The sequence below is a fragment of the Serratia grimesii genome, from assembly GCF_900186025.1.
Lineage (GTDB): Bacteria > Pseudomonadota > Gammaproteobacteria > Enterobacterales > Enterobacteriaceae > Serratia > Serratia grimesii.
The window spans coordinates 1195038-1218474 of sequence record NZ_LT883155.1; the positions used below are offsets into that span (position 1 = coordinate 1195038).

Genomic DNA, 23437 nt, shown 5'->3' on the forward strand with positions numbered 1-23437 from the left:
ATGATGCAGGCGAACGCTGAGAGCGTGTCGCGTGAATCCATTGATACCTTTTTGGGCAAACTTGGCGCGGATAATCAATACGATCCTGCGCGAGGTATTAACTGGAGCATCCTCCCAGGCCCATTTTATACACCGGAGCTCAAACTGGGGCTGGGTATCGCCGTGGCAGGGATTTACCGTGTTGATCCTACCGATAAAAAAACGCAGAACTCTTCCATATCACTTACCGGGCTTATCACCACCAGCGGTGCGTTGGGTCTGGGGCTGACAAACTATACGTTTTTTCACGATGATCAATGGCGGCTTTTTGTTGAAGGATCGGTGGCGAAAGTCCCCACTAAATTTTGGGGAATAGGCTATGACGCTGCACAGGGTAGCGAGCAGAAATACACCGAGGATTCATTTCGTCTCCACCCTCAGGTTCTGTACAGGGTGGTGGGTAATCTGTATGCCGGGGTTGGTTGGGATGTTTCGTCCTTGCACGCGTCAGTAGATCAACCGCATGCGGGTGATCTTTTTTCGCGTTATGACGTGCCGACCTCTTCGGTAAGTTCAGGGGCTACGATGGCGTTAAACTACGATTCGCGAGACGTGATTACTCGCCCACGGAAGGGGCAGTTTTTCAGCGCAGAATACAGCCTTTTTGACCCTGAGTTAGGCTCGGATACCCGGTTTACCGCGCTACAGCTGCAATATAATTACTATCTTGCACTTAACGACGCTGATGTTCTTGCGTTCGATGTGTGGGGGCGTTTTACACAAGGTGACGTTCCCTGGGACCGGCTTTCTGAGGCGGGCGATGACAGACGTTTACGCGGGTATTACCAGGGCCGTTATCGCGATAAAGACGTGGTCAGCACACAGGTGGAATACCGTAAGCAGCTTAGTTGGCGGCACGGTTATGTGTTGTGGGTGGGGGCCGGTGCATTGGGAGACAGCCCGCAGAATTTATCTCAACATCCGCTCTTGCCAACAGTGGGGGCAGGCTACCGTTTTGAAGTCAAACCGAATATGAATATCCGTCTCGATCTGGGTTTTGGAAAAGAGAGTGCCGGGTTTTATTTTCAAATCGCGGAGGCTTTTTAATGCGTGGGCTTCTTCTCACTTTGCTGTTTGTGGTCTCTGGGTATTACAGCATGCCCGGCAAAGCGGAAATCTTACCCGTTGGGCAGGCTAAACGGGTTTGGCCTGTGGCACAACATCTTGTTGCGCCTGAATCACTGCGACCGTGCTGTGCATTTGGCTATGATCTTCAGGTTCGTGCCGTAGGGGTGCCGATCCCTGTCTACCAGATCGGCAATGTACTCACTCTCAGTACACTGGGAAAACACCATTACAACGATAGTGCGCTTGAGGCGGTGAAAAATATCGTTGGATTGAGCGAGGAAAAAAATGGGCTGATCTATACCCATCGTGGAGGGTTTATTGATATCGCCCATGTGCGGGACACTGCGGATAACACCTTTTACCTCTTTACCCGCATTTATCCGTCACTGGGGCAGCGGCAACGTATTTTTTATAGTGAAGAACTGGGGTTAAGGCGGGTTCAGCTCTATTCCTTTGTACCGCCAGCGTCTAGTGTGAAGCGCTATACATTGGCAGCCTGGCTTGCTGGACATTTAGCGTTCCAACTGGCTCAGTGGCATGAAATCGCCCAGTGGTATGGCTTCCAGTCTGTACCGGGGTTCTCAGAAGAGATTTCTGCATTCTCGCCTGAAGATCTTTACTCCAATTTATTAGGCGCAAGGCTCGCGATTAACGTACTTTTACAGGGGCATGGCGATACGGTGGAGCACTACAACACCGCTATGGAAAAGGCCCTGCTTAAGGCACTTATTCAGCTTGGCGCAGTTAGCAAACAGGCAACAGAAAGAAAGTTTCGTGAGGTTGACGGTGACTGGTGGAATAGCAAACGCCGGGTGCCAGACAAATTCCTCGTGCTTAATCGCAACTATGATCTCAGTGAAAATCGCCTGCCTACACCCGTACCTTTCGAAAAGATCACACCTGTACGTTTAACGATGCCGGTAAAGGTCGCGGGCGCTGAAATGAAATTAATAGGTGAACTGCAAATTCATAAAGGCCATGATATGCAACGTCTTAAATCCCCAGAAGGGTTCTATGTTCCTGCCCAATTTATTGAATTAGCCGAACAGGCAAAATTTGCCGATCAGATTCAATTACAACGTATAAATAAGTGACCTGTTCTACCTGTTGCCCAATAAAGGCAAGGGGTGGGGACATCACTTTTCGTCAGGAAGGAAGTAGTGACCGCATTTAGGGCAAATTATGGTGATGTTTTTTCGCACCTTTCGGCTATTTTGTTCAGAAACGTGAGCGCACTTGGGACAGGTCATTTTTACTGAGGTGTCGCTGAACATCTTAAGGGCTTCAAAGATAGACATATCTTTCACCGGGTCGATGTAGGGAACCTCACTCTACCATTCAGCGTTATCAATAGCCCTTCATTGATTGTTTATTAATCATTTTTGTGAGCGCGATGGGGGAATTTTGCGGCCATGAACAGAGGGCGCAGAAGCAAAAGTGTCACATTTCCATCCGACGTTACATCTGCCGGATCAACCTTACGCAGGGATGACAGTTCTATACATTAAGGCTGGTAGTTTAACAGCTACCCGATGATGTTGTGTGTTATCCATTCCCTGTAGTGTAGTACCCATCCCTGTTAAGTTTATCCCGCCTTGAGCGGGATTTTTTTTTATCTGCGGGAAATGACTAACTCTCCAAACATAATGTCGCGCGAGGCCTGCAACGCCAGAAAATCATGAGGGAAACCCAGCTCAATGGCACTGGCTGTTTCCAGACGTTGCCACTGATCTTCCGTTAGTTTGACGTCCAGCGCTCCCAGGTTATCTTCCAATTGTGGCAGCGTGCGTGCTCCGATGATCGGCGCTGTCACAGCCGGGTTGCGCAGCGTCCAGGCCAGGGCCACTTGCGAAGGACTGAAACCGGACTCGTCGGCCAATGACTGCACGGTGTCGGCAATTGAAATATTGCGCTCGGTTAGCATGCCTTTGTTGCGTACCATTGCGCGCCGGGTGCCGTTCTCTTCCCCCTGCGGCTGTAAGTCTTGCCGACTGTATTTACCGCTTAATATGCCCCCGGACAGCGGCGACCATGGGATAACCCCAAGGCCCAGTTCCTGTGCCATGGGGATCAGTTCGCGCTCTACGGTTCGTTCCAACAGGCTGTATTCGATCTGTAAGCCAATCAACGGCGACCAGCCGCGCAAATCGGCCAGTGTCTGCATTCTGGCAGCTTGCCAGGCGGGGAGATCCGAAACGGCCAGATACAACACCTTGCCAGCGCGTACCAAATCGTCCATGGCACGCATGATCTCTTCAACGGGCGTGGTGGAGTCCCACGCGTGCAGATACAGCAGATCAATATAATCGGTGTTCAGACGCCGCAGGCTTTCCTCCACGGAGCAAACCATGCTTTTACGGTGGTTGCCCCCCGAGTTTGGGTTGTCAGGCTGCATTGGCAGTGTGTATTTGGTGGCGATCACTAAGCGATCGCGACGGCCGGTAGAGAACGCCCCAATAAAGCGCTCGGCGCTGCCCTCGGTATAGCGGTTGGCGGTATCAATAAAATTACCGCCGTAGTCGATATACGCATCGAATAGCCGGCGAGCTTCTGCCTGTTCTGCGCCCCAGCCCCAATCGGTACCGAAGGTCATGGTGCCAAGTGCCAGTGGCGAGACGCGAAGGCCAGAACGGCCCAAAAGGCGGTAATGGTTCAGGGCAAGTGATGTCTGCATGGGCGTTTCCTCTGTGGTTTTCTTCAAGGATAGGCTCCGCTGGAAGTGTATTGAATACGCTATAATCTTCATGAATTATTAAGCGTGGAGAGCATAATGAGGGGGAGTGACTTCGCAGAACTGCGCGCGTTTGCGGCCATTGTTGAATATGGCAGTTTTGCTCGCGCGGCAGCGCAATTGGGTATGTCTGCTTCAGCACTTAGTCAAACGCAGCGTAATCTGGAAGCTCGGTTGGGTGTGCGCCTGTTGAACCGTACTACTCGCAGTGTGGCACTGACGCAGGCGGGGGCGCTGCTCTTGGCCCGGCTGCAGCCGGCCATGGCCGAGATTGAGTCGGCTGTTACGCAAACTGCGGCATTGCGATTGCAACCCGCGGGCACGCTACGGCTCAATGCGTCCAGTCTGGCGGCTATCCATTATCTGGCTCCGTTGCTGGCCCCGTTTAATGCACATTATCCTGACATCATTGTGGATCTGAGCGTTGAGGATCGGCTGGTAGACATTGTGGCTGCCGGTTTTGACGCAGGTGTACGTCTGCACGAGCGGCTGCCAAAAGATATGGTGGCAGTTGCTCTCGGGGAGAAACAGCGGATGTGCGTGGTCGCATCGCCCACTTATCTGGCACGCTATGGAACGCCACAAACCCCCTATGCGTTACGCCAGCATCGCTGCCTGAATACCCGCTGGCCAACCAACGGCAACCTTTATCGCTGGGAGTTTGAGCGTGACGGAGAAACATTGGATATTGCAGTAGAAGGCCCGTTAATTGTGGATGATCCGCAGGTTCTGGTGCGTGCGGCAGCTGACGGGTTGGGAATTGCCTATTTATTTGAGAGTCAGGCAGCAGAAGCTGTACGTGATGGCCGGTTGTTACCGCTATTGACGGCCTGGACGCCGCCATTTCCTGGATTTTACCTTTATTATCCCGCCAACAGACAAATGCCCCGTCCACTTCGTGCCTTTATTGATTTCGCCCGGCAGCAAGGCTCGAAGGTTGTGGGGGCATGAGCAGCGTCCGGTTTTTTTGAATAACTCTGTCAGATAAATTTGGTATTCACTCCAGAGCCAGTTGATTAGATTGGATCACATTATCCTCGAGTGCCGTCGGCGCTCTAATACAATGATCTGGAGTCCATTATGGCGAAGACAGTGGTTGTTTTTCATTCCGGCTACGGCCACACCGAGCGTTTGGCAAAAGTTGTCGCTCAAGGGGCAGAGGCGGAACTGATCGCTATCGATCAGGAAGGCAATATCAGCGAAGAAGCCTGGCAGAAACTGGATGAAGCGGATGCCATCATCTTTGGTTCACCGACCTACATGGGCGGTCCATCCTGGCAATTCAAGAAATTTGCGGATGCCAGTTCAAAGGCTTGGTTTAGTCGCAAATGGCAGGACAAGGTTTTCGGTGGGTTTACTAACAGTGCCAGCCTGAACGGTGATAAGCAGGTGACGCTGATCGCGCTGCAAACGTTGGCTTCGCAGCACGGTGGCCTGTGGGTCAGTCTGGGGTTGATGCCGGCTAATACCAAATCGGCACAGCGCACCGATGTAAACAATCTGGGTGGGTCAGTAGGGCTATTGGTGCAAACACCGGCCGATGCCAGTGTGGATGAAATGCTGTCTGGTGATTTGGAAACTGCCAGCTTATACGGTCAGCGTGTTGCAGGCTTTGCCGCCAAACTGGCGTAATGGTTACTCCCCCTTTCGTCAACGAAAGGGGGTTATTGCCCTCGTACTGTGCTTTTTTATACGCATGCCTTGCTCATTTTCTCTACACAATTGAAGCGTAAAGTGGTGCATGTTATTAGCCTGCTTGGGCTAACACTGCATTTCGTACAAATATTCCCGGTTCCTAGACCGGGTTTTTTGTTGCTAAGGTGTGCTTAAGCTTCTGGCGATACAATGAGCAATAGCACAGACATGCAATGGCTGTGCCGTAACTGTCGATTAGCTGCTCTTCAAGCGAGCCCGCACTGTGCGGGCTTTTTTTATGAATTGCGCTTCTGGACGACTTGCTGGAAAATATTGGGCAGCAGAGCAGCGAAACAGTAAATAATACCCATTTTAATTTTATGGTTTTTTGCGTTAATGCTGATTGGCATAGGTTTGCGCTATGCTGATAGATATCTCTGGATATTATTGTCGGACGAGTGGCCATTAATCTCGTTTTGAATTGTCTGTATTTTTTACGTTAAGGTCCGGTTGTCATGTCCTCCTCATCATGTTTGTCGAGGGAATATGCGTAGAATTGCTCTGGTTATTATCAATATATGGGTAAGGCGATGAACGCCAGAATAAACACCAAACATGGCTTGCCTGCCACAATCCAGTTGATCACACTTTTTCTGCTGGCATTTTTACTTTCACTGCTGGGTATTTTTACTCGCCCAATAGGCTCACTTTCCCTGTTTTGGCCGGTGAATGCGATTTTGCTTGGCCTGTTATTACGCAAGCCGGCTTATGCCACTCCTGCGGGGTGGCTGATCACCTATCTTGGGATGATTGCTGCTGATTTGGCTAACGGTGAAAGCCTGTCACTGGCGATGTGGCTTAATGCTTGCAACATGTCTCTGATTGGCACTGGTTATGCCGTAATGCTGATGCTGCCGAAGTCGCAACGCCGGATGGGTAAACCTCAGGCCATCCTGTATATGTTTACCGCCAGCCTGAGCGGGGCCGCAGTGGCATCGACTTTGTCGATATTGCGTAACGAAAGTTTGTACAACAACACGGCAGTGATCGCTTGGCTGGCGTGGTTCAGCGAGCAATTCTCGACCAATTTGCTGTTGTTGCCGGTGCTGCTGGCAGCACCCCGGCTCAAGCAATTGCTGCGAATGCAGATCAACTGGCAACTGCGTGCCGGTATGCCACTGTTGGCCTTGTTGTTTTCGCTGGTGTTCAGTGTCTATATCGGTGGGCCTGGCGCTATTGCTTTCCCGATCCCGGCATTGTTGTGGTGTGCGGTGCGTTACCAGCTATTCACGGTGACCTTGCTAACACTGCTGACGGGCATGACTGAGATCAGCAGCATTTCCGCCAACCTGATGCTGTATGAAACGCCGAACAATCATAATGCGTTTCTCGATACGCTGATGTCAGCCCGTCTGGGGATCGCCATGTTGGTGATGGGGCCGTTGATCCTGGCGAGTTCGATCGCCGTTAATCGCAAGCTACTCCGGCGGCTGGAGCACAGTGCTAATCACGACTTTCTTACCGGGGTGTTGGCGCGTAACGCACTGACGCGCAAGGCGGGCGAGTTGTTGGATCATAAACATAAGTCGAAAGAGGCGGTGTCGCTGCTGTTGATCGATATCGACCATTTTAAGCAAATTAACGACACCTACGGCCATTTGGTTGGCGATCAGGTATTGGCTTCATTTGCGCATGTCGTTCGGCGCGAACTGCGTCACGATCAGCTATTTGGTCGCTTGGGTGGGGAAGAGTTTGCCATCATGCTACCGCGTGCACTGGCGGCTCAGGGTTTGGCCCTGGGGGAGCATTTGCGGCAATTGGTAGAAAAGGCCGATGTGTACCCCAGAGGGAAAACGCCGTTGAACATTACCATTAGCGTCGGTGTTGCCAGTTTGGCGATGAACGAAGTGAAGTCGCTGGAACAGCTCATGAATATGGCAGACATTGCGCTTTATCGCGCCAAATCGCAGGGACGTAACCGTGTTGAGTCGTTTAATGTGGTCAGTGGTAACAGTATTGGCCACATTATGTTCAAGTAGGTTTTTTTAGTTCTGTTTAGGTTCAAATTCTGTGCCGCAGTTTGGGCAGATCAGCATGACATTTTTTCGTAGTGTGGCGCACTTTTGGGTGGTGACGTAGGCGCATTTAGGGCAGGCGATTTTAGTCGAGCGGTTGATAAAGCCTTTAACACTACTGGTATCAGACATAATGAATGGCCTGTGTCAGGTGAAAACCCACGCTAACACAGGTGATATCAAATTGCTTCGAATGTTTTATCGCCGTCATTCTTCAAGCTACAGCGGTCCCGGAGTTACTGTAGGGGGGCGATTATATTCGCCCGACTAATGCGGGTGCCGCATGCAGGTCCTTACCAGACCTGAGGATGAGCGAGCTGCAACGTGACATGCAGAGGCATATGCGGTTGACAGTGATTAGAGGCTTTTCAGCACTTTCAGCGTTTCATCCATGTCGATCTCGTGTTCCGAGAAGGTATAGGTGTCGTTCTGGAAAGTGGTGATTGTCAGCATACGCAGCGTCTGCATGGTCTGCGGCGCATCTTCGGACTGCGGGCGAATGCGATTCATCAGCAGGCCTACAGACAACACTGTGTTTTCTTTATCCACGTCCGCTTTCACCGGCACTTCTTTGGTGAAGGTGTTGAAGGATTTAATGCTGGTGATTTTGATTCTTTCGTTGGCGATGATGATGTACTTGCTCGATGCCAGTACCTTGACCGCAAACGCCGAAGGGCCTTTGGTGTTGTTGGTCGGCTCGAAAGTCACCGCCGCGTTTTTCTTAATCAGCTCCGGATTCTGCACTTTAATCACGTGAAAATAACGATTTTCCCCGTTCTCATCGGTAATAAAGCCGAAGCCTTTGTCTTCAAAAAAAGTCGTTATCTTGCCGTTCATCATCATTCTCATAAAGTCGTTCAATACAGTGCTTATGATAGCGCGGAATGCCTTGCAGTGACAGATTGTGTGCCCAGCATTTGATAATGCAATAACGGCATTTAGCGGGTTTCTACCCACATGCTATTTTCAGCCTGACGTTATTCATTTCTGAAAGGGAAAATCGATGGGAATTAAACGGCTGAATCATGCGGTGTTGTATGTCAGTGACGTGCAACAGAGCGCGGATTTTTATCATCAGGTTCTGGGTTTTAAGCTCAAAGCCTCCGATAGCCCTGACAAAGCAGTGTTTACCCAAGCCGCTGATTCGGACAACGATCACGACCTGGCGTTGTTCAGCAAAAATCTGGGACAGCAAAGAGCGGGGGTATTTCGTGCTAACGGTGAACCACCGGCGGAAAACGAGCCGCCAGCCGGGTTGTACCATTTGGCCTGGGAAGTCGACAGCCTGGAAGAACTGGAGCGCATTCGTGATCAGTTGGCACAACGCGGTATTCTTGGGCTTGAGGAGGACCATGGTGTACATAAGAGTATTTATGGTCACGATCCGGACGGGTTACTGTTTGAAGTGACCTGGTTTATTCCGCAGGCACTGTTAACTGAACAAGATCGTCATCAGCGTGGTATTAAACCGCTGGATTTTGCCGCCGAAAAACGCCGTTTTACGGTGGCATGAATAAACGGGGCGCGTCTTGCGCCCCACCGGTTACAGCACCTTATTGAGAAAATTGATGGTGCGATGATGTTGCGGATGGTTCAGTACTCGACGGGCATCACCCTGTTCGACAATTTTCCCATCGACCATAAACACAATGTGATCTGCGGCCTCGCGTGCAAAGCCAATCTCATGGGTGACCACCACCAGCGTTACGCCAAGATCCGCCAGTCCTTTGATCACGTCCAAAACTTCCCCAACCAGCTCTGGATCGAGTGCTGAGGTGGGTTCATCAAAGAGAATGACTTTTGGGTTTAATGCCAGCGCGCGGGCAATAGCGATGCGCTGTTGTTGGCCACCGGACAGATGGCGTGGGTAGGCGTCTGCTTTGTGACGCAGACCGACGGTATCCAGTAATTGATTAGCCACGTCTTTCGCCTGTGCTCGCGAGTAAATTTTATGTACCACGGGCGCTTCAGTGATGTTCTCCAGTACCGTCAGGTGAGGGAACAGATTGAAGTTCTGGAACACATAGCCGACATTGATGCGCTGCTTGAGAATGGCATTCTCTTTAAGCTCGTACAGTTTGTCTCCCTTGCGTCGGTAGCCAACGTAATCACCGTCGATACGGATGAAACCTTCGTCGACGCGTTCCAGATGGTTGATGGCCCGCAGTAGGGTAGATTTCCCTGAACCGGATGGCCCGAGAATCACTGTGACGGTGCCCGGCTGCAACGTTAGGCTGACGTCATCCAGCGCCTTGTGCTTACCGAAAAACTTGCTCACGTTACTGATCTCAATCAGACCACGCGCGGGAACTGGCACGAGGTTGCGGACCGGCGCTTCGCGCAGGGCATAATAATCAATGGCTTCGGACATGGGATTCTCCTAACGTTTTAACCAGCCAGCCAGTTTCTGCCATGGCGTAGGTGGGAGTTCGCGTACCGCGCCCCGGGCGAAATAGCGCTCAATGTAATACTGAATGACTGACAGCGCCGTGGTAATGAACAGGTACCAGATGGTGGCGACCATCAGCAGCGGGATGACTTGCTGGGTGCGGTTGTAGATAACCTGGATGGTGTAAAACAGTTCCGGCAGTGCCAGCACGTAGACAATCGAAGTGCCCTTCGCCAGGCTGATAATTTCGTTGAAGCCCGTCGGGATGATGGAGCGCAGCGCCTGTGGCAAAATAATACGGAAAGTGCGGCGATAACCCGGCAGACCCAGTGCGGCGGCAGCCTCATGTTGGCCGTACTCCACGCCGATAATGCCGCCACGGATGATTTCTGCGGTATAGGCAGATTGGACCAACGTGAGCCCGAGTACAGCGACAGAAAATTGGCTGAGAATATCAATGGTCGGGTAGCTGGCGAACACCACAGAAGTAAAGGGTATGCCCAGTGAAATCGCGTCATACAGGTAAGAGAAGTTATACAGGATGATCAGCACCAGAATCAGTGGCAGCGAGCGGAACAGCCAGATATAACCCCATGCCAAGGAGGCCAGCAGGTAAGACCGCGACAGTCGTGCCAGCGCCAGCAGTGTGCCAAAAATGATGCTGAACAGCGTGCCGAGCAGCGTCAACAACAGGGTTTGCCCCAATCCTGACAGAACCGCAGGCGCAAAGAACCACTCGGCGAAGACACCCCACTCCCAACGTTCGTTAACTGCCACTGACTGGATGATTGCCGCCAGAATAAAGACCGAAAACAGCGCGCCCACTAGCCGTAATGGGTAGCGTGCGGGCACCACTTTTAATACTTCTTGTTTGGACATCGCGGGTCTCCTGAAACAGATAAAAGGGGTAGGAAGGGGACAATCCCCTAGGCAATCTTCCTTTCCGATGCGCAACAGACTGCACCCGCTGTTATCAGGTTTTTTCGAAACGGCAACCGGCCGTCATAAGGCGGGTGGCTGTAGACTTCACTGTCGACGGTGGTATCGAACTGTGGTTGATAGCCATTGTTTAAATACAAGCCAACGGCTTCTGGTTGACGAAAACCGGTGGTCAGATAGAGTTGGCGATAGCCTTGTTCCCACGCCAGTGTTTCCAACTGCTGCAACACCCGTTGTGCCAGGCCCTGACGGCGCAGATCCGTCCGCGTCCAAATGCGCTTGAGTTCAGCGGTTTGCGGATCGTAGCGTTTGAACGCCCCCATAGCGATCGGCTCCCCTGCGCGCAGCAGCACGATAAAAGCACCTTGCGGCGGAGCGTAGAGGCTCAAAGATTCCTGTTCCTGGTCACCAAAATAGTCGCCATAGCGTTGGCGGTACTCACCGAACAACCCTGCAATTACCGGTTCGATCAGCGGATCGTCCGGCAGCGTTTGGATAAAAACGTCATTTGCCATCTGTATGCTCCTAATCGCCCAGGCTGTTATGTTTTAAGGGGCGGACCCTAAAGGTTGTTCGCATAACGGATATTCCTGAAAATACATGGGTTATTGCGTAAATTGATTCGGTGGCAATTTGAGGCCAAGGTGCTCGCGTAGCGTATCGCCGCTGTAATCGCTGCGGAACAGACCACGCTGTTGCAGGATCGGCACCACGCGATCGACAAAGTGGCCAAATGAATTCGGTGTACCACCGCTAATGATGAAACCGTCGGCGGCATGCGTGTCGAACCAGTTTTGCAGACCGTCCGCCACCGCTTCCGGAGTTCCACCGAATACCGGGCGCGGTGAAGCCGCTTCCAGCGCGACTTCACGCAGTGTCAAATTACGTTCGCGAGCATTGCGCTTGATGGTATCGGTGGTGCTACGGAAACTGTTTTGTCCGAGCTCCCCGATATCCGGGAAAGGCTCATCCAGAGGATGGCGGGAGAAGTCGTAGTGCTCAAAGTAGCGCCCAAGGTAGTTGAGCGCGTTGTCGATGCTGACCAGTCGTGCGGTTTCCCAATACTGACGCTCCACGTCTTCATTGTCGTCACCGACGATCACGCTGACACCTTGGAAGATCCGTAGGTCATCCGGTTCGCGCCCTTGCTCTACCAGCTGTTTTTTGACGTCATGATAAAACGTCTGGGCTTGTTGCTGGGTGTCATGGTGGGTGAAGATCGCGTCAGCATGTTTGGCCGCTAACTGTTTGCCGTCTTCCGATGCGCCCGCCTGGAACAGGATCGGGCGGCCTTGTGGTGTACGGCCAATATTCAGTGGCCCTTGCACCGAGAAAAACTCACCCTGGTGATTCAGGGTATGGAGTTTCCCGGCACTGAAGAATTCGCCGCTGTGCTTGTTACGCACAAAGGCGTCGGCTTCCCACGAGTCCCACAGCCCTTTGGTCACGTCGAGGTATTCGCTGGCAATGCGGTAGCGCAGGCTGTGCTCTGGGTGCTCGGTACGTGAGAAGTTCTTTGCCGATCCTTCCAGCGGCGAAGTCACCACATTCCAACCGGCGCGGCCCTTGCTCAGGTGATCAAGGCTGGCGAATTGGCGCGCAACGGTAAAGGGATCGCTGTACGAAGTAGATAAAGTGCCCACCAAGCCAATTTTACTGGTGGCGGCAGAGAGGGCGGCAAGCAGGGTTAGCGGTTCAAAACGATTGAGAAAATGCGGAATGGATTTTTCATTGATATATAAGCCGTCGGCCACAAACACGAAATCCAATTTACCCTGTTCGGCTTTCTTTGCCGTGGCAATATTAAAGTCGAGATTAATACTGGCATCGGCAGTGGCATCCGGATGCCGCCAGGCCGACATATTTCCTGATGCACCATGCAAAATGGCGCCAAGGCGCAATTGTCGTTGATTCTTCGCACTGTTGCTCATTGCTATCACCCTGTTAAGTGCCCATGCGGCGCTATCTGTAGAGCTCCACTATTGATGAGCGACATCAGGATGTAAAACAACAAAACAGCATATTCAAATGTTGAAAATAGCAAATATAACAGCGCAGAAATAATAAATCGCAGCGCAGAATACCCTGCACTGCGAAATAATTATTGGGTGAGTCTTACACCTTGCTAGTGGTTTTTTCTGGTGCAGTAGCTAATTGTTGCAGTGTGCGTTCTGCCAATAAGTCAAAATATTGTGAAGCGGGGAAAATCGCCTGCTCATCCGGATTGAAGCGTGGATGATGCAGACCGAACTCACTTGCTGAGCCGATACTGACAAAAACGCCCGGAACATGGTGCAGATAGAGGGCGAAGTCTTCACCGCCCATTTGCAATTCGGCCTCTTCTACCCGATAACCCGCTTCGACAGCGACAGTTTTACTGAACGCTGCCCAGCGTGCGTCATTCACAACCGCCGGTGGCCCGGCCTGCCAGTGCAGTTCAGCTTCTGCCCCAAGGGACGCTGCTACACCGTTAATAACCTGGCGGATTTTATCCGGTACCTGGCGGCGTACCTTGTTACTATGGGTACGCACGGTACCTTCCAGTTCCACGGTCTGCGGCAGGACGTTCCACGTGTTGCCACCCTCAATGCGCGTAACACTTACCACCAGCGACTCCAGCGAGCTAAAGCTACGGCTGGGCAGGGTTTGCAATGCATTCACAATTTGGCTGGCGGTAACAATGGTGTCTACACCTTGTTCCGGTTTGGCGGCGTGCGCACCTTTACCGGTGATCAGGATCTGGAAGCGGTCGACGTTGGCGTAAAACGGGCCTGCGCGGGTAGCAAAGGTGCCAGTGGGCAGTTCCGGCGCATTGTGCAGGCCGAACACCGCGGCCACGTTATCCAGCGCACCGGCGTCGATCAGGTGCTGGGCGCCATTGAACGTTTCTTCTGCCGGCTGAAAGAAAACACGTACTGTACCCGGCAGAGTGGCCTCGCGTGCTTTTAACAAATGTGCAGCGCCAAGCATGACCGATGTGTGAAAATCATGCCCGCAGGCGTGCATTACGCCGCTGTTTTGTGAACTGAACGGGACGCCGGAAATTTCTTCGATTGGCAGGGCGTCAATATCACCGCGCAGCGCAATGATCGGTCCCTTCCCACTGCCGATTTCGGCCACTACGCCGGTTTTCAGCCCCAGCGGTAAAATACGGATACCGGCCTCTTCCAGCCAGCGGGTGAGGCGGGCGGTTGTAGCAAACTCGTGATTGGACAGCTCAGGGTTCTGATGCAGTTCACGGCGGTAGGCGACGATTTTTTCGGCCAGTTGGCGGGTCATAGTCTTGGCTCACAGTGGTTAGTAAGCTTTAACCCTAGTGCAGGGCGGCCGGAAGCAAAAAGACTATCTGGTTATATTTCATAGCGATTGTGTCTGCATCACGATGGCAACGTGCGTTGACTGTGCGTGAAACAGGCGTTCGGTCGTTGTTCGCCAGGGTTTTAAGAGGATTGGACTACCCAGTGCGGGAATGTCCAAGAGGACACATGCTTTACACCGTTTGAGACGGATTTTTTCACTTTTTATCGGTTTTATGTGATCCAGGTTGTGGACAAAATCCCGTCTAATTGCTGTACTGTACTGGACACACGTTTTGTGTCTTACATTCACGTTAAAGGTAAGTTTGATGTCTAAGATTAAAGGTAGCGTTAAGTGGTTTAATGAATCCAAGGGCTTCGGCTTCATTACTCCGGAAGATGGCAGCAAGGACGTTTTCGTTCACTTCTCTGCTATCGCTAGCAATGGTTTCAAAACTCTTGCTGAAGGCCAGCGTGTAGAATTTGAAATCACGAACGGTGCCAAAGGGCCATCTGCTGCTAACGTTATCGCTATCTAAGCTACAGTAGCCGAAATTCTTAAAACCCGCTCCTTGAGCGGGTTTTTTATTATAATTTTGCTGTAACTCAGGCCGGTTGTTTACGTACCAGTAAGCTAAACAGCAGGATGGCGATGGCGTAACAGCCCACAATAGTCAGTGCCATCGACACGCTGGAAGTACCGCCCAATCCGGTGAGTGGCACGCTGCATGCCCCGAGTGCAAACATGCTCACGCCTATCAGCGCAGATGCGCTCCCTGCCTTGTCCCCCTGGCTTTGCATCGCCAAAGATGATGCTGTAGGGCCGACAATCCCGATCACCGCTACCGAGAAGAACAGCGGTACCATCAGCAGTCCTAGTGGTGCGTGCAAAGCGGCAGCCAGCAGCAACAGCAGCGATGAGACCGCCGCTAATGTTAAACCGCCTTTGAGTACCTTCCTTTCACCAAAATGTATGCTTAGACGGCTGGCGACCTGCGCAGAAATGATCAACCCGACGCCATTGACGGCGAAACACAGGCTGAACATCTGCGGGCTGAGGCCATAAATCTGCTGCAACACGAAAGGCGAGGCGCCGATATAGGCGAACATGCCTGCCATGACAAAACCCTGTGTGAGGCACAGGCCCATGAATTGGCGCTGGGTGAGTAACCCGCCCAAAGATTGCAACATCGCCAAGATCCCGCCCTGGCTGCGACGCTCTGCAGGCAGTGATTCATGCAGTTTCAAACTGGCGAGAGTAAACAGCAGTACTGCGATGGCTGCCAGAACACCGAAAATCCCGCGCCAGTCCATAAACTGCAACATCGCGCCACCCAACACGGGTGCAATGATGGGGGCCAGGCCGTTGACCAACATTAGCAGGGCGAAAAAGCGAGTCAGTTCGTGTCCGGAATAGAGATCGCGGGCGATGGCACGGGAAATAACGGCGCCACCCGCACCTGCCAAGCCTTGTAACAGGCGGGCGATCAGTAATTGGTCGATATTGGGTGCCAGTGCACACCACAGGGAAGCCACCAACAGCAGTGCCAGCGAAAGCAGCAGCGGGCGCATGCGGCCAAGTTTGTCGCTGTAGGGGCCAAAAATCAGCTGACCGACTCCCAACCCGAGCAGACCGGCAGTCAGACTGAGCTGAGCCGTGGAGGTAGAAGTATTTAGCTCACCTGCCATTTCCGGCAGGGCAGGTAAGTAAAGGTCGATGCACAGCGGCCCTAGTGAGGCAAGCAGGCCAAGCACGAGCGCGTACACCAGACGTTGTCTGGCTATTTGTCTGGTCATGTGGATTAGGGTTTCCTGAACAGGTGAGAGATAGCTTGTTGGTATAGGCCGTTCAGCAAGCTGATATCGGCTTTTTGTGTGGTGAGGATGCGATAACCGGTGCCTTCGCTTAAAACGGCAATAAATTCCACCCTGGCAGCGATTTCCTGCTCGCTGAAATGCGGGTAGATCCGCTGTAAATTCTGGCAAACATGGTGGAACAACCGTGTTTCTGCATCGCTGAGCATTTTCGCCACGATTGGGTTGCGGGTGGCCTCGGCAGTGACCTCCAACATCAACATGTGGTCGGTTTCGCTTTCACCGGGTTGTTGAAACAGAGTACGTGCTGCCAGAGTGCCGGCGATCAGGTTGATATGATCACCGAGATCTTCCAGACGCCGCATTTTACTGGCGATGATGCGATTGACGATCTCTTCGATGATCGCGTCTTTGTTGTCGAAGTAGCGATAGATCTGGCCGACGCTCAGTTGGGAACCTTGCGCGATTTCCGCCATGCTGGCGGCGTGAAAACCGTGCTGGCGAAAACAGAGTTTTGCCGCGTCAACAATCTGATCGCGGCGCGCCTGTACTTTAGCCTGCCTGCTGTCGCTGGTGGTTATCATGTCCCGATCCTTTGCCAAGAGAAGTAGGGTTCACCTTCTGGGTGTGAACGTTCATTCTCAATTGTAATGCAACTATGGCAATAGGCAATAGCACAACTGCAAAGGTCGTGTCGGGTGCTGAACGTTAGGCGAACAGATAAACCTTGATGAAGGTGCCAACAATCAGCAGACACAGCAGAGTCGCGGTAATTTCAGTGGCGGTTTTTGGCAGGCTAAACATCTGAGTTCTCATCCAGTTGGGGATACTGGATGAGATTATGCGCAGGGCAGATTAAGGAAACATTAAGGCAACGAAATTAGCTCACTGCCCGTTAATCCAAATCACCAGCATAAATGCCAGCAGGGTCATCGCTAGCGAGCCCGCCAGGTTGAGCAACATATTGGCCAGAGCCCAGGCGAAACGACCATCCTGTAGCAAATACACCACTTCCAGAGAAAAGGTGGAAAAGGTGGTCAAACCGCCGCAGAAACCGGTAGTGATCAGCAGCTTCCAGGTGGGATCCAGATGCGTCATCCGGGAGAAGATTGCGATAGCCAAGCCGATGATAAAGCCGCCCAGCAAATTCACCGCCAGTGTTCCCAAGGGAATATGGGCATTAAGCGGGTTCATCTTCATACTGATGGTCCAGCGCAGTACGCTGCCCACACCGCCGCCGATAAAAACTGCCAATAAAGAACTCAACATGGTCAAAACTGCCTTTCATTAAATGGGAAGTCAAACTCAGAAAGGTCCAGGCACAATGCTACGCACCCCTCTGAGAGGTTACGTAGACATCATCAGCCTGTGAAGGCGGTTATGGAGGAATGTCATCTCCGTTGTTTAGCGTAGCAGTTTTACTGCGCTGGCTGGATATTACACCTGGCGCTGCCTATTTTGTAGTATCGGTGGTGACAGGAGCAACAGAAATGAAAGTGAGGGCAGCAGTATTGGCAGATAAAGACGCCATTGTGGCATTGATGGAAGCGTTGGATTATGCCGGAACAGAATCCTTTATTGATACGCGTTTGATGCAACTATTAGCTCATCCTGACGAGGCATTATTGGTGGCGACAGAAGGCGATGAGGTGCAGGGCGTGTTATCACTGCATTTTCTGCCCCAACTGGCATTGGCCGGGGATATTTGCCGCATCAGCTACTTCTGTGTTGACGATAATGCCCGTGGCGCAGGGGTTGGTCAGCGTTTGCTGTTAGAGGGTGAGGCACTGGCATGTCAACGCGGCTGTGACCGCCTTGAAGTGCATTGTCATAGCCGTCGGGAACGAGCACATGCGTTTTACCAGCGTGAGGGGTTTCGCGAGGTACCTAAGTATTTTGCTAAGTTATTAAGCTATTAATTAATTAACGCGTTTAGTCGCGGGTATGGCCAGTTCCAGGCGATTACGCCCGTTGTTTTTTGCCCGGTACAGCGCGTTGTCAGCGGCTTTTAACCAGTCCAGATAGCCGCTCATATCGCTGTGGTAATCGGCAATACCGGCGCTGATATTCAGCCGTAGCTGTGGCGCTTCACGGAAAATAATATCATTCAGTCGTTCCTGAATACGTACCAGCGCAATACTTGCCTGCTCAGCGCTGGTGTTTGGCAGCACGGCACCAAACTCATCTCCGCCGTAGCGGCCAACAATATCCACTGCACGTAATCCAATTAACAGCTCTTCTGCCAGCACCGCCAGTGCCTCGTCACCCAGCGCATGTCCGAAAGTGTCATTGATGGTTTTAAAACGATCGATATCCATCAAAATCAGCGTCGCGCTGTGCTGGTAGCGCCGGCAACTGTCAAATTGGTGATGCAGTAAATGTTCCCAATGACGGCGGTTGTACAATCCGGTCAGGCCGTCACGCATGCTGATACGCAGCAGTTCCTGTTTTTTCTCCGCCAGTCGCTTGGCGGTACGGTAAGTCACCAACCCCAAGAGTGTGGGGTAGAGATAGATCATCGGCAGGCACAGATAGATCTGCAGCGGTGTGCTTTGTGGTTGAAAGGGAAAGCCCAGCAGTGCACTGATCGCCAGGGCACTGAACACTTGCAAGGCCAATCCTTTAAGGAACAGTGATTTTCCAGCAGAGGCGATATTGTTCATGCCCATCATTGACAGGATGACTACCGACGGTAAGGCATTGAAAGCCATCATCGCGACCCATAGCCCACCAAAAAACGAATCGATCAGCAGGTTACGGATTTCAGCCTTGAAAGGCATGGTGGAGCGGCGTGCCCATTGATAAGCAAGGTGTGGCCAGATAAAACCATGGAAAATCAGCAGGCTCCATACCCAAGGGGATGTTTGCTGCGAATAAAGCACCGAGAACACACAGATAAAACCGACCCCGAGGCCGACAGTACGAGGCAAATAGGTGCGTTTGGCAAAGCTGAGGCCGGAACGTCTGGTATCAATGACTGAAGGCGTGTACATCCGGCAACTCCCCAATGAGTAGAAGGACAGCGTACCATGCAGCTACGAAACTCAGAATAGTCTGATTAATGTTCAAGGCATTTAAAATGGCATCTTGGCGCAAGATCTCACTCTGTTACATGTTGCTGTTGTTTTGGCTCAGGGAAAGTAGGTAAATATTATCAGGCAAGGTTTGTTTTTTCGCTGCGTCCGCAGCGCTATATGAATAAGAAGGTGAGTATGGAAGGTCTCAGTATTACCAAACTTCTGGTGATTGCGGTGTTGATCATCTTGCTGTTCGGTACCAGCAAACTGCGTTCTCTGGGCGCAGATTTAGGCGCTGCACTGAAAGGCTTTAAAAAGGCTGTCGGTGATGATACGACACCGCCACCAGCAAACACGGCTGAAAGCCAGTCCAACCCACAGAGCGTGGAAAAGAAAGACCAGTAATTACGCTTTTTGTTGGGTAATAAAAAACGGATGCCACAAGGACATCCGTTTTTTGCCGTTTCCGTGATTGGAAACGTAACAATTCATTGCTGCGATTACTTCACTTCCATCCCTTTTGCCTGTAAATCGGCATGGTAGGACGAACGCACAAACGGACCGCAAGCGGCATGGGTGAAGCCCATCGCCATCGCTTCTTCTTTCATTTCATCGAACTCGGCCGGGCTGACATAACGCTGTACTGGCAGGTGATGACGGCTTGGCTGCAAGTACTGGCCCAGAGTCAGCATGGTGACGCCATGGCGACGCAGATCGCGCATGACTTCAACGATTTCCGCATTTGTCTCACCCAGACCGACCATCAGGCCTGATTTGGTTGGAATGTGCGGATGTGCTTCTTTAAAGCGTTCCAGCAACTTCAGTGACCACTCGTAGTTAGCGCCTGGACGAACCTGACGATAGACACGTGGCACGTTTTCCAGATTGTGGTTGAACACGTCCGGTGGGGTTTCGGTCAGAATTTCCAATGCGCGATCCATACGGCCACGGAAGTCTGGTACCAGCGTTTCAATCTTGATGGTCGGGTTTTTAGCGCGGATGGCAGCGATACAATCGGCAAAGTGCTGAGCACCACCGTCGCGCAGATCGTCGCGGTCAACCGAGGTAATGACCACATAACGCAGACCCATATCGGCGATGGTTTGAGCCAGTTTCTCCGGCTCGTTAGCATCCGGGGCGACTGGGCGACCGTGTGCCACGTCGCAGAATGGGCAGCGGCGGGTACAGATAGCGCCCAGGATCATAAAGGTGGCTGTGCCGTGGTTGAAGCACTCAGACAGATTCGGGCAAGAAGCTTCTTCGCACACCGAATGCAGACCGTTTTTACGCATTGCGGCTTTAATGCCTTGAATGCGCGTAGAGTCGGCAGGGAGTTTGATTTTCATCCACTCGGGTTTACGCAACAGCTCCTGCCGTTCGGTGACCACCGTTTTAACCGGGATCAACGCCATTTTGTCTGCATCGCGGTATTTTACGCCGCGTTCCATCTGAATTGGTTTACTCATAATCGTGCAGGTTCCAGTTACGTGCTGATGTTATTTTTGGTTTGATTTCAATTTGTTATGAAAATCTTTGCTCAATGAAGCCAACGCTAGATGAAGATTATACACTTTTATAACGTTTCATTCAGTCACTTTAATCAGGAGATCATGCAAACATATGTGGTAGTGTTTTTTGTAACAAATTGAATTATTGGTTTTTTATGGGAAATACTAAATTATATTATATAGCCATGGGAACAAAGCAGTTTAGCGAGAGTACATGAGAAATTTAACAAACATGATAAATAGAAGCAGCCGAGTAAAGGCTGCTATATTTTTTTAACGATTGGTAATTGATTTTATAAAGTTAAATAGCCCTGCTTTTATTAATATGTCTTTAATCCTAGTTTTCATATCAGGGGGGTTAATTGGCATTTTTAATGTTTCAGGCCACTTTAATTCAATTATCATTTTATAAAAAATGAAATTCGGGCGGCTTCTTAATTTTGCAGAGGTAGAAAGCATAACCTCTAATAGTTCACGGTTGTTATAAGGAGTGAATGCCTCTTGAGCTATATCCCACTCTAGTTGGCTTTGAGCCTGCCAACTCCCCATGCGATGCTCCCAGTAAAATAGATCTAGAATATCAATTTTGTATTTTGATGAGGTTTCATAGGCTTCACTAAACCAATTTTTTATTTTTTCTCTTATAAATGGAATTTTTTCCCATTCAGGCTCTAAAGAAAGTATATCTTCGTAGCTTCTGATTGGCTTATGTTCTCCGCTAGGATAGTAGAAACAACGAGCTATTTCTGAACAGTTTCCTTTCAGACATACTAATTCTTGAGGGTAGTTAGAAAAAATACCGTATGCAATTTTCCCCCAATCATTAAAGTGAGATGGGACAGAGTTTTTTTCATAAATACTCTTAAATTCTTCAGTTGGTGATTGATCGCAGTTAAGTATGTTATGGGATAAATTTAATTTATTTAGTAACTTTTTTGGAATTGATATGTCATCGGATTTTTCATCAAGAGAACGGTATTTTAAAGTATAGAAATACGCCTCATTGCTTATTTTTTTAGACAATGCGAGAATTAGTCGCGAGTCCCAGCCTGCAGTCATAGGGATGGCTATTTTGAATCTTTTACTTGCGGAAAGTATTGAGTTTTCAATTAAATTAGCTGATTCTTTGGCCGCTTTTTTTGCATCCATTGATTCAAGCTTACGATTAGGCCAATATCTCTTTTGTGAGGAGGCATTGAACTCTAAGTAATGGTTTGGTACTAGATGCTCAACATCATCATATAAAGACAGGCCACTTGGGATCCAATGTTCAATATCTCTTTCCATATAAGATGATTCTATGTAAGCGCTGTGATTTATCCCCTTTTGTATACTACAAGCTAGCTTTATTATTTCGGTTGACGAACCAATATAAATCCCATTCTCACTTTTTTTATAATTAACACTTCGTAACCCACAAGGATCATGGAAGACGTAGTTTTTATCTTTTATTTTTAATAAAATAACAAATCGACCGGTGAGGTGATTTAGTTTTTTAGAAAACTCATCGATGGACGGTTGGTCTTTTATCAATTCTGAAATTATATCCCTGTCACTTTTTTCTATATTAATTGGGCTAATAATAAAACCTAATAAAGTGATGCTATATGTATTATCATCATTGCCTACAGAATGTGTTTTAAGCTCTTTATGAGTGTAAAGATGATGATCTCCAAATTTCTCTTGAGAGAAATGCTCTGTTAAACCAGTTATAACGGAAGGGGATAGTATAAATTGTCTACGAAGACTTAATAATGAATTCATTCTTTGGCCCGTATTATGTTTTCTTCTTAAGAATAATTATTTTCTTTTATAAGTAAAGTTTATGCAAGTTTTTATTACTAAAAGTAAATCTTGTCTTGTTTGGAGATATCAAAATTAAATTTAATTTAGTTTAATCAATGGGTTACTATGTTCCGTGATGAAATTATTGTAAGTGCAACTAACTATACAAGAATTTTAGAAGAGAAGTATTGAAGAAAATTGTTGAGATCTGACATTTTTTATAAAAAATATTATTTTAATTTGAGGTGGGACTATTATATCTAAAATTATAGGGGAGTGAGTATAGGTGTGAATAAGAGTCATAGTTATTATAGGTTTCTAGCTATGACTCTCTTTGATAATATTTGATAAATAAAAAACAGTGGGTTAATTTATTTATAGATAGTTAGATGTACTCTTCCACTCTCCAGTTACGAAGCTCGACCTTCGGGTAGCCGAGTAAATGAACAAATTCCTGTACCAGGACTGGGTGTACGTCTTCAATACCAACGCCAGGCACAAGCGCGCTGACCTGCGCCATCTGCATGCCGGCGTAACCACAAGGGTTGATACGCTGGAAAGGGGTAAGATCCATGGCGACATTCAAGGCCAAGCCGTGGAATGAACTGCCTTTACGGATCCTCAAACCCAACGAACAAATTTTTTGCTCCCCCACGTAAACACCGGGCGCATCCGGACGGGCGCGTGACTCGATGTTGAAGTGTGCAAGGGTATTAATAACGGTATCTTCAATAGCCGTGACTAGCTGGCGAACGCCAACTTTGTTGCGTTTCAGATCAACCATCACATACATCACCTGTTGCCCCGGACCGTGGTATGTCACCTGGCCGCCACGATCGCTCTGAATCACCGGAATGTCACCCGGCATTAACAGATGCTCGGCTTTACCGGCTTGGCCTTGGGTAAACACGGGCTGATGCTGAACCAACCACAGCTCATCGGGCGTGGTCTCGGTTCGGCGATCGGTGAAGTTGTGCATGGCTTGGGATACAGGCTCGTAGGGCTGCAACCCCAGCTGACGCAAAATGATCTTGTCTGGTTGCAAAAGAGTCATCGCCAGGTTACAGAAGTGGTAATGCCATTATACCGGGCGCTCTGGCCCGCGACCAGCATTTCGCTGACCAAAAATGCGCAACCCGG

General features: G+C 50.2%; 25 protein-coding genes and 1 riboswitch. Of the genes, 9 read left to right on the plus strand and 16 right to left on the minus strand.

Going from position 1 to position 23437, the window contains the following annotated elements:
* Window positions 1-1086 (plus strand): BamA/TamA family outer membrane protein, encoded by a 1086-nt coding sequence (locus tag SGBXF1_RS05530; RefSeq protein ID WP_227021799.1) that lies wholly within the window; start codon window positions 1-3, stop codon window positions 1084-1086.
* A complete protein-coding gene (locus SGBXF1_RS05535) occupies window positions 1086-2201 on the plus strand; it encodes a DUF4056 domain-containing protein (protein ID WP_186427954.1) in 1116 nt (371 codons plus the stop codon). The genes SGBXF1_RS05530 and SGBXF1_RS05535 overlap by 1 nt, the downstream gene beginning before the upstream one ends.
* 42 nt (window positions 2202-2243) lie before the next feature.
* On the opposite strand, the gene SGBXF1_RS23780 is transcribed toward SGBXF1_RS05535, so the two are convergent.
* Together SGBXF1_RS23780 and SGBXF1_RS05540 are read right to left on the minus strand one after the other, a co-directional pair.
* Window positions 2244-2405: a YnfU family zinc-binding protein gene (locus SGBXF1_RS23780; protein ID WP_218000716.1), complete on the minus strand. Its 162-nt coding sequence runs from the start codon at window positions 2403-2405 to the stop codon at window positions 2244-2246.
* Window positions 2406-2719: 314 nt separating this feature from the next.
* Window positions 2720-3781 (minus strand): aldo/keto reductase, encoded by a 1062-nt coding sequence (locus SGBXF1_RS05540; protein ID WP_186427955.1) that lies wholly within the window; start codon window positions 3779-3781, stop codon window positions 2720-2722.
* Between the two features lie 96 nt (window positions 3782-3877).
* Between SGBXF1_RS05540 and SGBXF1_RS05545 the strand changes: the two genes are divergently transcribed.
* The 3 genes from SGBXF1_RS05545 (at window position 3878) to SGBXF1_RS05555 (ending at window position 7512) form a co-directional block, all read left to right on the plus strand.
* Window positions 3878-4789 (plus strand): LysR family transcriptional regulator, encoded by a 912-nt coding sequence (locus SGBXF1_RS05545; protein WP_186427956.1) that lies wholly within the window; start codon window positions 3878-3880, stop codon window positions 4787-4789.
* A 129-nt stretch (window positions 4790-4918) separates the two neighbouring features.
* Complete coding sequence (locus SGBXF1_RS05550) at window positions 4919-5470, plus strand: flavodoxin family protein (protein ID WP_037417940.1); 552 nt, start codon at window positions 4919-4921, stop codon at window positions 5468-5470.
* A gap of 593 nt (window positions 5471-6063) precedes the next feature.
* Window positions 6064-7512, plus strand: coding sequence for a GGDEF domain-containing protein (locus tag SGBXF1_RS05555; RefSeq protein ID WP_037418180.1), 1449 nt, complete (start codon window positions 6064-6066; stop codon window positions 7510-7512).
* Window positions 7513-7518: 6 nt separating this feature from the next.
* Here SGBXF1_RS05555 and SGBXF1_RS23785 read toward each other — a convergent pair whose 3' ends face one another.
* Both SGBXF1_RS23785 and SGBXF1_RS05560 read right to left on the minus strand, forming a co-directional pair.
* Window positions 7519-7680, minus strand: a complete 162-nt coding sequence (locus SGBXF1_RS23785; RefSeq protein WP_218000717.1) for a YnfU family zinc-binding protein — start codon at window positions 7678-7680, stop codon at window positions 7519-7521.
* Between the two features lie 225 nt (window positions 7681-7905).
* Complete coding sequence (locus SGBXF1_RS05560; RefSeq protein WP_037417943.1) at window positions 7906-8385, minus strand: cold-shock protein; 480 nt, start codon at window positions 8383-8385, stop codon at window positions 7906-7908.
* A gap of 166 nt (window positions 8386-8551) precedes the next feature.
* Here SGBXF1_RS05560 and SGBXF1_RS05565 point away from each other — a divergent pair, with 166 nt between their 5' ends.
* The gene (locus SGBXF1_RS05565) at window positions 8552-9061 is read left to right on the plus strand and encodes a VOC family protein (protein ID WP_037417947.1); all 510 of its coding nucleotides are present in this window, start codon (window positions 8552-8554) and stop codon (window positions 9059-9061) included.
* A 30-nt stretch (window positions 9062-9091) separates the two neighbouring features.
* On the opposite strand, the gene SGBXF1_RS05570 is transcribed toward SGBXF1_RS05565, so the two are convergent.
* The 5 genes from SGBXF1_RS05570 to SGBXF1_RS05590 form a co-directional block, all read right to left on the minus strand.
* Window positions 9092-9919: an amino acid ABC transporter ATP-binding protein gene (locus tag SGBXF1_RS05570; protein ID WP_037417950.1), complete on the minus strand. Its 828-nt coding sequence runs from the start codon at window positions 9917-9919 to the stop codon at window positions 9092-9094.
* A gap of 9 nt (window positions 9920-9928) precedes the next feature.
* Window positions 9929-10816: an amino acid ABC transporter permease gene (locus SGBXF1_RS05575; RefSeq protein ID WP_037417955.1), complete on the minus strand. Its 888-nt coding sequence runs from the start codon at window positions 10814-10816 to the stop codon at window positions 9929-9931.
* A gap of 47 nt (window positions 10817-10863) precedes the next feature.
* The gene (locus SGBXF1_RS05580) at window positions 10864-11391 is read right to left on the minus strand and encodes a GNAT family N-acetyltransferase (RefSeq protein ID WP_061806860.1); all 528 of its coding nucleotides are present in this window, start codon (window positions 11389-11391) and stop codon (window positions 10864-10866) included.
* A 90-nt stretch (window positions 11392-11481) separates the two neighbouring features.
* A complete protein-coding gene (locus SGBXF1_RS05585; protein WP_037417960.1) occupies window positions 11482-12807 on the minus strand; it encodes an LLM class flavin-dependent oxidoreductase in 1326 nt (441 codons plus the stop codon).
* Between the two features lie 184 nt (window positions 12808-12991).
* Entirely contained in the window at window positions 12992-14155 is a 1164-nt protein-coding gene (locus SGBXF1_RS05590; protein WP_186427957.1) for a M20 peptidase aminoacylase family protein, read from the minus strand.
* Between the two features lie 346 nt (window positions 14156-14501).
* On the opposite strand from SGBXF1_RS05590, the gene cspE reads away from it, so the two are divergent.
* Window positions 14502-14711, plus strand: coding sequence for a transcription antiterminator/RNA stability regulator CspE (gene cspE, locus SGBXF1_RS05595; RefSeq protein ID WP_002210315.1), 210 nt, complete (start codon window positions 14502-14504; stop codon window positions 14709-14711).
* A gap of 67 nt (window positions 14712-14778) precedes the next feature.
* Here the strand turns inward: cspE and SGBXF1_RS05600 are convergent, their stop codons facing one another.
* The 3 genes from SGBXF1_RS05600 to crcB form a co-directional block, all read right to left on the minus strand.
* The gene (locus SGBXF1_RS05600; protein WP_061806863.1) at window positions 14779-15969 is read right to left on the minus strand and encodes a multidrug effflux MFS transporter; all 1191 of its coding nucleotides are present in this window, start codon (window positions 15967-15969) and stop codon (window positions 14779-14781) included.
* A 5-nt stretch (window positions 15970-15974) separates the two neighbouring features.
* Entirely contained in the window at window positions 15975-16571 is a 597-nt protein-coding gene (locus SGBXF1_RS05605; RefSeq protein ID WP_037417970.1) for a TetR/AcrR family transcriptional regulator, read from the minus strand.
* A gap of 301 nt (window positions 16572-16872) precedes the next feature.
* Window positions 16873-17256: a fluoride efflux transporter CrcB gene (crcB, locus tag SGBXF1_RS05610; RefSeq protein ID WP_037417973.1), complete on the minus strand. Its 384-nt coding sequence runs from the start codon at window positions 17254-17256 to the stop codon at window positions 16873-16875.
* 76 nt (window positions 17257-17332) lie between these two features.
* A riboswitch (Fluoride riboswitch) is annotated at window positions 17333-17395 on the minus strand.
* Window positions 17396-17477: 82 nt separating this feature from the next.
* Between crcB and SGBXF1_RS05615 the strand changes: the two genes are divergently transcribed.
* Complete coding sequence (locus SGBXF1_RS05615; protein ID WP_186428467.1) at window positions 17478-17906, plus strand: GNAT family N-acetyltransferase; 429 nt, start codon at window positions 17478-17480, stop codon at window positions 17904-17906.
* Here SGBXF1_RS05615 and SGBXF1_RS05620 read toward each other — a convergent pair whose 3' ends face one another.
* A complete protein-coding gene (locus tag SGBXF1_RS05620; protein ID WP_037417977.1) occupies window positions 17907-18980 on the minus strand; it encodes a diguanylate cyclase in 1074 nt (357 codons plus the stop codon).
* Window positions 18981-19199: 219 nt separating this feature from the next.
* On the opposite strand from SGBXF1_RS05620, the gene tatA reads away from it, so the two are divergent.
* Window positions 19200-19409: a Sec-independent protein translocase subunit TatA gene (tatA, locus tag SGBXF1_RS05625; protein WP_037417979.1), complete on the plus strand. Its 210-nt coding sequence runs from the start codon at window positions 19200-19202 to the stop codon at window positions 19407-19409.
* Window positions 19410-19504: 95 nt separating this feature from the next.
* On the opposite strand, the gene lipA is transcribed toward tatA, so the two are convergent.
* The 3 genes from lipA to lipB all read right to left on the minus strand — a co-directional run bounded on the left by lipA (window position 19505) and on the right by lipB (window position 23351).
* Complete coding sequence (lipA, locus tag SGBXF1_RS05630; RefSeq protein WP_012005634.1) at window positions 19505-20470, minus strand: lipoyl synthase; 966 nt, start codon at window positions 20468-20470, stop codon at window positions 19505-19507.
* Window positions 20471-20785: 315 nt separating this feature from the next.
* A complete protein-coding gene (locus tag SGBXF1_RS05635) occupies window positions 20786-22276 on the minus strand; it encodes an asparagine synthetase B family protein (protein WP_186427958.1) in 1491 nt (496 codons plus the stop codon).
* A 406-nt stretch (window positions 22277-22682) separates the two neighbouring features.
* A complete protein-coding gene (gene lipB, locus SGBXF1_RS05640) occupies window positions 22683-23351 on the minus strand; it encodes a lipoyl(octanoyl) transferase LipB (RefSeq protein ID WP_186427959.1) in 669 nt (222 codons plus the stop codon).
* Between the last annotated feature and the right edge of the window lie 86 nt (window positions 23352-23437).